The sequence below is a fragment of the Pirellulales bacterium genome (assembly GCA_019694435.1).
Lineage (GTDB): Bacteria > Planctomycetota > Planctomycetia > Pirellulales > JAEUIK01 > JAIBBZ01.
Map to the genome: position 1 here is coordinate 86,025 of JAIBBZ010000023.1, position 9,342 is coordinate 95,366.

Here is a 9,342-nt window from a genome sequence, read left to right on the forward strand (position 1 = left end):
GGGGCTGCGCCATGGCCTGGCTGTTCGAAGACCCGACCACGGTGTTGGTGGCCGGCGCCTTGATCGAGGTGCTGCTGGCCGTGGTGTTTTTTCGTACGGGCCGCGGGGCGATCCTCCTGGCGATGGGAGCCGTCGCTGCGCTCGTGGCCGTGCTGTTATTGGTCGAGCGTCTCGTCGTGACGCCGCGCGAACAGGTCGAGGCGGCCCTGGCAACGCTCAAGGCGCGGCTCGAGGCCAACGACGTCGAGGGGGTTGTCGACTGCCTGGCTCCAGAGGCCCAGGCCCTGGCCGGCGAAGCCCGCTCACGGATGCCGCAGGTCGATATTCGCCACGTCGGGATCGCGCAGCTCGAAATCGGCGTAAGCGAGCAGCGCGGGCAGCCGGCTGCGGCGAGCGCGCGATTCTTATGCCGCGTCGAGGGACAAGATCGCGCCGGCCAGTCGCCCTACGACAACTTCGTCCGCCGCTTCACGGTTGCTTTCCGCCACGACGGCGGCCGCTGGCTAGTGACCGGCTACGAGGATGAAGACGCCTTCGGTCCCAAGCAGCGCGACCATCGCTGATCACGAAACGGCCTGCTGCGTCTGCGGCGGATTTCGTGGTCCGATTAGTACTGCGAGCCGTGCTGGATCCACGACTCCCAGACGTTGACGTTGTCGTACTGGCGTCCGCCGACGTTGATGAAGCTGCGCATGTTGCGGAAACCGCTCCTTACGTATTCGCCCTGGGGCGACGTGTAGAACGGCCCGCCTGCCGAGCGGCGGCCGATTTGCACCGGCTGCACCGGCTGATGGCTGTAGTACGACTGCCGGAAAACCCAACTGGTGCCCGGCGCCGGACCGGCCAGCGCCGAGGGAACCACGCCGCAGGCCAGCACGAACACGGGCAACATCAAGCGAAACTTGCGAAACATGGGAGCAGCCCCGGGGGTTGGGGGTTCGACGCCGGCCAGCGAATTGCGCCGCGTCGCTGCATTCCATGATGATTCGCGCCCGGCACGCTTCAAGCGCCGCCGGAATCGCTGGCGCCGCGGTTCCGAGGATAACGATTAGAACGCCTCGGGCAGGCGGAGCGGACCCTATTTCGGATGCTCGACCATCAATTGCTCGCTGGCCACGTCGTAGACATAGCGATGCCCCGCGGGGAGCGTCGGCAATTCGATGTTGTTGGCCTTGATCACCTGCTGCATGAACTCGTCTTCCGACTCGGGCGACCGGCCGTTGGTGGCCTTGAACAACTGCAGCGCCTGCGGTACCTGGACGTCGAACGCGATGAGTTCTTGCGCCGTGAAATAGGTCTTCACCGGCGTGGTCAACAATCCCGGGTCGAGGTCGTTACCCTTGGCCCCGACACCGACTCGCGCCGCCTCGCGCACCTTTTCGGCCGGCGCCGCGGGAGCTTCGGCCGCCTGCGCGGCAGCGGGAGCGGCAGCGGCCGGCGCAGCCTCGACGGCCGGCGTCGCCTGCAGCTCCGGGGTCGTACGATCGCCCGAACAGCCGCAGAGCAGGGCACCCGCACAGCACAGCAGAGAAATCAGGCGCGTCACCGGTCCATCTCCGGAAACTGGATGTTCCAGCCTCCCATCTCGGCCAGCACGTCGCGGCGCGTCAGGTCGAAATCGAGCGGCGTCAAGGTTACGTGGCCGTCGGTCAAGGCGGTCAGGTCGGTCTCGCCCGCGGTGCGCGGCGGCGGCGGGTCGTTCGTTGCCCAGTAGTAGTTCCGCCCCCGCGGGTCGACGCGGCGCTCGAACTGCTCGCCGTAGCGCGAGACGCCCATCGGCACCAACCGCAACTGGGCCGGCTGAGTCAGCGCGGCCAGGGGGATGTTCAAATTGTACAGCCGCGGGCGAGTACCCTGGTTGGCCAGGATCTGCTCGATCACTCGCCGAGCCAACCGGGCGGCTCGATCGAACTGGGCATGCTCGTCGTATTCGAGCGACACGGCGATGCTCGTAATCTCGAAAAAAGCCCCCTCGATGGCCGCTGCCACGGTGCCGGAATAGAGCACGTTGATGCCGGCGTTGAGGCCGTTGTTGATCCCGCTGACGACCAGATCGGGCCGTTTGTCGCAGAACTCGACGATCCCCAGCTTCACACAGTCGGCCGGGCTCCCCTCGACCGCCCAGCCCCGGCGTTTGGGCCCGTCGAACACCTCTTTGACCACCAACGGGCTTAGGAAGGTAATCGAATGGCCGACCCCGCTCTGCTCGGTCGCGGGGGCAACGACGTCGACCGTTCCCAGATGGGCCAGCTCGCGCTCCAGGGCCGCCAAGCCCGGGGCATAGATTCCGTCGTCATTGGTCAGCAGGATGTGCACGGCAAGTTGTTTTCCGAGTGAGCGTTGCGCGGCCGCAGCGGGCCGATGTGCGCCGGTCGGTTATAGACGCCGCCTGCGGAGGCGGCAAATGACCGCGCGATCGCCACGCCCGGCCCTTTGGGGGCTAATATTTTTTGGGACCGAACCGTATAATCCTTCGTTCTCGCCCGTCGGCCGACGGGCTTTTTGTTTTAATCGCGGCTCGCGAGCGGGGACGCCGCGCCGTCCCAGGCCAGAGCCGTCAGCGAAGGGATGCCCCCGACAGGACGGTCGTCATGAGCGCCCAATCGGCGTCGCCGCCGGCGGCGAGCAGTCAGCTCACCAGCCGGCGCGTGTTGGTCTTGGATTTCGGCTCGCAGTACGCGCAGCTCATTGCCCGCCGCGTCCGCGAGCAGCATGTCTACTGCGAGATCGTGCGCCACGACATCACGGCCGCGCGCGTACGCGAGCTGGCCCCGCTGGGCCTGATCTTGTCGGGCGGGCCGATGAGCGTCTACGAGCAGGGTGCACCCCAGTGCGACCCGGGCATCTTTCAACTCGGCATTCCGGTGCTGGGCATCTGCTACGGCATGCAATTGATGTGTCAGGCACTGGGGGGCAAGGTTTCCCAAGCCCCGGCGCGCGAATTCGGCCGCGCCGTCTGTGAGGTCACCGACGCGAGCGATTTGCTGGCGGGCATCCATCGCCGGACCGAGGTCTGGATGAGTCACGGCGACCAGGTGGCCGCCGTGAGCGACGACTTCTACCCCTTGGCTCGGACTTCGACCTGCCCGCTGGCCGCCATTCGCCACAAAACCTTGCCGATTTTCGGTCTGCAGTTCCATCCCGAGGTGACGCACACGCCGCAGGGCCCGACCATCCTGGCCAACTTCCTGTTGCAGGTGTGCGGCTGCGACGCCTCGTGGCGCATCGGCGACTTTGCCAAGGAGACGATCGCGGGCGTCCGCCAACGGGTCGGCAGCGATCGCGTGATCTGCGGCCTTTCCGGGGGCGTCGATTCATCGGTCGTCGCGGCGCTGCTCTACGAGGCGATTGGCCCGCAATTGTCGTGCATCCTGGTCGACAATGGCTTGCTGCGCAAGGATGAAGCCCACGCAGTGATCCGCACGTTCAGCCAGCACTTCCGCACGGACCTGCACGTCGTCAAGGGCGAGGAACGCTTCCTGGCGGCGCTGTCCGGCGTGACCGAGCCCCAGGAAAAACGCCGCCGCATCGGCAAAGCGTTCATCGATTGCTTCAGCGCCGAGGCCCATCATATTCAGGGCGCGAAGTACCTGGCCCAAGGCACGCTCTACCCCGACGTCATCGAGAGCGGCGCGGCCAAAGACGGCCCCGCGGCGACGATCAAGCTGCACCACAACGTCGGCGGCCTGCCCGAAGACCTGAACTTCGAGCTGATCGAGCCGCTGCGCGATTTGTTCAAGGACGAGGTGCGCAAGCTGGGCCTGGAGCTGGGGCTGCCCGAGGAAATCGTCTGGCGTCATCCGTTCCCCGGCCCCGGACTGGCCGTGCGGTGCCTGGGTGAGGTGACCCAAGAAAAGCTCGAGCGGCTGCGCGACGCCGACGCGATCGTCGTCGAAGAAATCAAGGCGGCCGGGCTCTACCGGCAAACCTCGCAGGTGTTTGCCGTCTTGCTGCCGGTGCAAAGCGTCGGCGTGATGGGCGACGCGCGCACCTATGAAAACACCGTGGCGGTGCGGGCCATCGAGACCGACGATTTCATGACGGCCGATTGGTCGCATCTGCCGTACGAGGTCTTGGCCCGTATTTCGACCCGCATCATCAACGAGGTGCGCGGGGTCAATCGGGTCGTCTACGACATCAGTTCCAAGCCCCCCGCGACGATCGAGTGGGAGTAGCCCGATGGGTCGGCAATACATCTATCAAATCGGCGGCCTGACCAAGAAGCACGGGCAGAAGAAGGTCTTCGAGGACGTCTGGCTGGCGTTTTATCCCGGCGCCAAGATCGGCGTGCTGGGCCGCAATGGTTCGGGCAAGAGCACCTTGCTGCGGATCATGGCCGGCCAGGACCAGGAATTCGACGGCGAGGCCAAGCTGACCGATGGCTTCACCGTCGGCTACGTGCCGCAAGAGCCGCAGCTCAATCCCGAGAAGGACGTGCTGGGCAACGTCGAAGAGGCCGTCGCGCCGACCCGCGCGCTGTTGGCCGAGTACGACGAAGTCAACGCCCGGTTCGCCGAGCCGCTCGAGCCCGAGGAAATGGAAAAGCTGCTGGCCCGGCAAGCCAGGATTCAGGACCGGATCGAGGCCGTGAACGCCTGGGAGCTGGACCGGCAGATCGAGATCGCTATGGATGCGATGCAACTGCCGCCCGGCGATGCCGAGGTTGCAACGCTCTCCGGCGGCGAGCGCCGGCGCGTCGCATTATGCAAGACGCTGCTCGAACGGCCCGACTTGCTGCTGCTCGACGAGCCGACGAACCATCTCGACGCCGAAAGCGTGCAATGGCTCGAACGCCATCTGGCCGAGTACACCGGCACCGTCGTGGCGGTGACGCACGATCGCTACTTCCTCGACAACGTGGCCCAGTGGATTCTCGAGCTCGACCGCGGGCGCGGCATTCCCTGGGAAGGCAACTACAGCTCCTGGCTCGAGCAGAAGCGCGAGCGCCTGGCCCGCGAGGAAAAACAGGCCGCCGCGCGGCAAAAGACGCTCGACCGCGAGCTGGAATGGGTCCGCATGGCGCCCAAGGCTCGCCAGTCGAAGAGCAAGGCCCGCATCAAGGCCTATGAAAAGCTCGAAGCCGAGGCGCAGCGCGACCGCGAGCAAGAGCTCGAAATCCAGATTCCCGCAGGCAAGCACTTGGGCGACCTGGTGTTCGACCTCGTGGGCGTCACCAAGAGCTATGGCGACAACGTGCTGATCGACAATCTGAGCTTCCGCATCCCGCCGGGAGCCATCGTCGGGGTGATCGGGCCCAACGGCGCCGGCAAAACGACCTTGTTCCGCATGCTCGTCGGCGAGGAACAGCCCGACCGCGGCGAAGTCCGTGTCGGCCCGACGGTCGAACTCGGCTATGTCGATCAGAATCGCGACGCGCTCCGGGCCGACAGCACCGTCTTCGACGAGATCTCGGGCGGTCACGACACGCTCGATCTCGGCGGCCGCAAGGTCAACGCCCGTGCTTACGTGGCCCGGTTCAACTTTCAGGGGCAAGACCAGCAAAAGCTGGTCGGCAAGCTCTCGGGCGGCGAACGCAACCGCGTACACCTGGCCAAGCTCTTGCGGCGCGGCTCGAACGTGCTGCTCTTGGACGAACCTACAAACGACCTCGACGTCGATACGCTGCGGGCGCTCGAAGAAGCCATTCTCGCGTATGCCGGCTGCGTGATCGTGATCAGCCACGACCGCTGGTTCCTGGATCGCATCGCCACGCACATCCTCGCCTTCGAGGGGGACGGTTACGTCCACTGGTGCGAAGGCAACTTCCAGACGTACGAGGAACAACGCCTCGAACGGCAGGGCGTTTCGTCCGACGAACCCCAGCGATTCCGCTATAAGAAGCTGCGGCACTAGCGGCCCGTTGATTTACTCAGCGGGCTGGTTGACCGCATGGATGCGGTCTCAAAATGGCGACGTAAGTCGCGATTTTGCGAGCCGTGCGGAGCTTGGCTCCGCACTTGGCGAGGTTGAAATAGGGAAAGAAACGGGGACAGGTCCAATTATTGCCTGGTCGCGGGATCGTGGTTACGATCAAGGCCATGCCAAGAACCGCGCGTGCCGCACCGGGTGGGTTCGTTTATCATGTGCTGAATCGTGGCGTGGGGCGGATGCGGTTGTTCGACAAGGCCCGCGACTACGAGGCGTTCGAAGAAGCCTTGGCGGAGACCCTGGCCAAGATTCCGCTGCGGGTCTGCGGTTTTTGCGTGCTGCCCAACCACTGGCACTTCGTGGTCTGGCCAGAAGCCGACGGTCAACTGGGTACGTTTTTCCAACGGCTCACGGTGACGCATGCGACGCGTTGGGTGCGAGCCAAGCGGCGGCTGGGCTATGGCCACGTCTACCAGGGCCGTTTCAAGTCGTTCCCTGTCGAGACCGACGAGCATTTTTACCAGGTCTTGCGGTACGTCGAGCGCAATGCACAGCGGGCCGGCTTGGTCCGCCGCGCCGTCGACTGGCGATGGGGTAGCCTGTGGGTTCGCGAGCGCGGCGCCGCCGAGCAGAAGGCCTGGCTGTCGAGTTGGCCGGTTCCCCGCCCGCGTCGCTGGCGCGAACACGTCAACACGGCGCACACCGAAGCCGAGTTGAACGCGCTGCGGCGAAGCGTTCAGCGTGGCACACCCTACGGCAGCACGTCATGGATCGCGTCGACCGCCGCAGCGCTTGGGCTCCAAGCCACGCTCCGCGCGCCCGGCCGACCGCGCAAGGCTTCGCTCTCGGATTCATAAATTGGACCCGTCCCCGTTTCTTCACGGAGAGGAGCAAAGCGATTTTCCATTCCCATAATGACCAACCTAATGTCATGGCGTACGGCGACCGCCAGGGGCGTATGAAGGCATGTCTCGAGACAGCGATATGAGTAGTACCGAAGATGAAGCAATCAAGCGAGGTAATCTGCTGCGAGACAATGGCGATCTTGAAGGAGCCATAGCGGCATACACCGAGGCCATCCGTATCAATCCACAAAATGCGCAGCTGTACTCCAGCCGAGGCCATGCTTACGCGCGAAAGAGCGAGTGGACGAACGCCATCACTGATTGCTCGGAGGCTATCCGGCTCGACTCGCACCGCGCTGAGGGCTACTGGGTCCGTGCAGTTGCTTACGGGCGGATCGGTGATTCTGAGCGTAGCATTGGTGACTGCACGGAGGCTCTGCGCCGAGACCCGAAGTTGTTGGAAGCACTTGTGTGGCGAGCCCGTCTTTTTAATGCGAAGGGGGAGTTCGAAAAGGCGATCGCGGATTTCACGGAGTCTATTCGGCTCGGCCTACGATATGCCGAAGTTTATTGGGGACGAGGCCGTGCCTATAACAAAGTGAAAGAGTTCGATAAGGCGATCGCGGACTTCACGGAGTCCATTCGACTCGAACCGAAGTGTGCTGAAGTCTATTGCGGGCGTGGCTATGCGCACAGCATGAGGGGTGAGGTCGATCAAGGCTTGGCGGATTACAGCGAGGCGATTCGACTCAATCCGAAGTATACTACCGCGTACTATAATCGGGGTGACAATCACTCTAAAGCTGGCAATTTCGATAAGGCGATTGCAGACTATACTGAGGTTGTACGACTCGACCCTAAGGATGCCGGGGCGTATTACAACCGGGGCTGCTCATACTCCGATAAGGGTGACTATGACAAGGCAATCACCGACTTTACCGCAGTGATTCAGATCGATCCGATTGCTGGGCATGCATTCTATGGCCGAGGCCATGCGTACATGCAGAAAGGTGACATCGCCAAAGGCGACGCCGATCTCGATCAGGCTGAGAAGTTGGGATACAAACGGTTAGGGCGCGCCCAACAGGGAGAGTCGAAATCAAATCCGTTGAAAAGGTGGGTACGCATTTTGTGGTCGAGGTTATGCGGACGCGCAAAGTAATATGGCCAATGTCGACACCGATCTTCGTCAGGCTGCAATCAGAAAAGGTTCCAGGAACCGTTCTTGACTTGCTCCGCAGAAAACCCCTCGACGCCTGAGGATCATCACGTTCAGCGTGATCGCTCGCAGGCAGAGTTCGCAGCATTGGGAACGATAGCGTCGCGCTCGCAAGGCCGAACCCAGCAGTCGCTTGAGCATACTGTTGACTGTCTCGACCTGCCAGCGTTGCGTGTAGCGCGTGAGATATAACCAGCGTGCCATTCGCCTGCGCCAAAAGCCGCTCGGCGGCTTCGCGGTCGGCCGGCCGATCTTCGCGGGGATGAATGTGTTCACGCCGCACTCCTCGCGGGCATACTCATGCACATGCTCGGCATCGTAACCGGCATCGGCCACGAGCGTCGTGATTTCGACACGCGAGAGCGCGTCGTCGAGCGCCGCGTGGGAGAAGAAACGGGGACAGGTCCAATTATTGCCTGGTCGCGGGATCGTGGTTACGATCAAGGCCATGCCAAGAACCGCGCGTGCCGCACCGGGTGGGTTCGTTTATCATGTGCTGAATCGTGGCGTGGGGCGGATGCGGTTGTTCGACAAGGCCCGCGACTACGAGGCGTTCGAAGAAGCCTTGGCGGAGACCCTGGCCAAGATTCCGCTGCGGGTCTGCGGTTTTTGCGTGCTGCCCAACCACTGGCACTTCGTGGTCTGGCCAGAAGCCGACGGTCAACTGGGTACGTTTTTCCAACGGCTCACGGTGACGCATGCGACGCGTTGGGTGCGAGCCAAGCGGCGGCTGGGCTATGGCCACGTCTACCAGGGCCGTTTCAAGTCGTTCCCTGTCGAGACCGACGAGCATTTTTACCAGGTCTTGCGGTACGTCGAGCGCAATGCACAGCGGGCCGGCCTGGTCCGCCGCGCCGTCGACTGGCGCTGGGGTAGCCTGTGGGTTCGCGAGCGCGGCGCCGCCGAGCAGAAGGCCTGGCTGTCGAGTTGGCCGGTTCCCCGCCCACGTCGCTGGCGCGAACACGTCAACACGGCGCACACCGAAGCCGAGTTGGCCGCGCTGCGGCGGTGCGTGCAGCGTGGCACACCCTACGGCAGCACGTCATGGATCGCGTCGACCGCCGCCGCCCTTGGGCTCGAAGCCACGCTCCGCGCGCCCGGCCGCCCGCGCAAGCCTTCGCTCTCGGGTTCGTAAATTGGACCTGTCCCCGTTTCTTCGGCCCCGTTTCTTCGCCCAAGGCCTTTCGCGGCGGTGGCGTCGCGGCCTTGAAGCCCAAGCCCGCCGCGCGCCGCTTGTCGGAAGACCAATGCCACCAGCTCTGCGACATTCTCGTCGCCGGGCTGCTGGCTGCCGGCTTCGACAGCGACCTCTGGACCTGTCCGCGGATCGCCGAAGTCGTCCGCCGCAAGTTCGGCATCGCGTACCATCCGGACCACCTCGGCCGAATCTTGCATGCGCTGGGCTTCTCG

General features: G+C 64.0%; 11 protein-coding genes. 7 read left to right on the forward strand and 4 right to left on the reverse strand.

From position 1 onward, the window contains the following. Positions 1-11: 11 nt before the first annotated feature. The gene (locus tag K1X74_16510; protein ID MBX7167938.1) at positions 12-563 is read left to right on the forward strand and encodes a hypothetical protein; all 552 of its coding nucleotides are present in this window, start codon (positions 12-14) and stop codon (positions 561-563) included. A 44-nt stretch (positions 564-607) separates the two neighbouring features. Here the strand turns inward: K1X74_16510 and K1X74_16515 are convergent, their stop codons facing one another. From K1X74_16515 to surE, 3 genes are all read right to left on the reverse strand, one after another. Beyond that, on the reverse strand, positions 608-913 hold the full coding sequence (locus K1X74_16515) for a hypothetical protein (protein MBX7167939.1): 306 nt from the start codon (positions 911-913) through the stop codon (positions 608-610). Positions 914-1,078: 165 nt separating this feature from the next. Continuing rightward, the gene (locus tag K1X74_16520; GenBank protein MBX7167940.1) at positions 1,079-1,546 is read right to left on the reverse strand and encodes a hypothetical protein; all 468 of its coding nucleotides are present in this window, start codon (positions 1,544-1,546) and stop codon (positions 1,079-1,081) included. Then, the gene (gene surE, locus K1X74_16525; GenBank protein ID MBX7167941.1) at positions 1,543-2,316 is read right to left on the reverse strand and encodes a 5'/3'-nucleotidase SurE; all 774 of its coding nucleotides are present in this window, start codon (positions 2,314-2,316) and stop codon (positions 1,543-1,545) included. The genes K1X74_16520 and surE overlap by 4 nt, the downstream gene beginning before the upstream one ends. A 275-nt stretch (positions 2,317-2,591) precedes the next feature. On the opposite strand from surE, the gene guaA reads away from it, so the two are divergent. From guaA to K1X74_16545, 4 genes are all read left to right on the forward strand, one after another. Further along, positions 2,592-4,175, forward strand: a complete 1,584-nt coding sequence (gene guaA / locus K1X74_16530; protein ID MBX7167942.1) for a glutamine-hydrolyzing GMP synthase — start codon at positions 2,592-2,594, stop codon at positions 4,173-4,175. A 4-nt stretch (positions 4,176-4,179) separates the two neighbouring features. After that, a complete protein-coding gene (gene ettA, locus K1X74_16535) occupies positions 4,180-5,853 on the forward strand; it encodes an energy-dependent translational throttle protein EttA (protein ID MBX7167943.1) in 1,674 nt (557 codons plus the stop codon). Positions 5,854-6,038: 185 nt separating this feature from the next. Further along, positions 6,039-6,725 carry a transposase gene (locus tag K1X74_16540; GenBank protein MBX7167944.1) on the forward strand — a complete coding sequence of 229 codons (687 nt, stop codon included), beginning with the start codon at positions 6,039-6,041 and terminating at the stop codon, positions 6,723-6,725. Between the two features lie 127 nt (positions 6,726-6,852). After that, positions 6,853-7,875: a tetratricopeptide repeat protein gene (locus tag K1X74_16545; GenBank protein MBX7167945.1), complete on the forward strand. Its 1,023-nt coding sequence runs from the start codon at positions 6,853-6,855 to the stop codon at positions 7,873-7,875. Between the two features lie 27 nt (positions 7,876-7,902). On the opposite strand, the gene K1X74_16550 is transcribed toward K1X74_16545, so the two are convergent. After that, complete coding sequence (locus K1X74_16550) at positions 7,903-8,382, reverse strand: transposase (protein ID MBX7167946.1); 480 nt, start codon at positions 8,380-8,382, stop codon at positions 7,903-7,905. On the opposite strand from K1X74_16550, the gene K1X74_16555 reads away from it, so the two are divergent. Then, a complete protein-coding gene (locus K1X74_16555; GenBank protein MBX7167947.1) occupies positions 8,381-9,067 on the forward strand; it encodes a transposase in 687 nt (228 codons plus the stop codon). The two genes, K1X74_16550 and K1X74_16555, sit on opposite strands and share 2 nt — an antisense overlap. A 71-nt stretch (positions 9,068-9,138) precedes the next feature. Continuing rightward, positions 9,139-9,342: winged helix-turn-helix domain-containing protein (locus tag K1X74_16560; GenBank protein MBX7167948.1), on the forward strand; the 204-nt coding region annotated here is incomplete at its 3' end.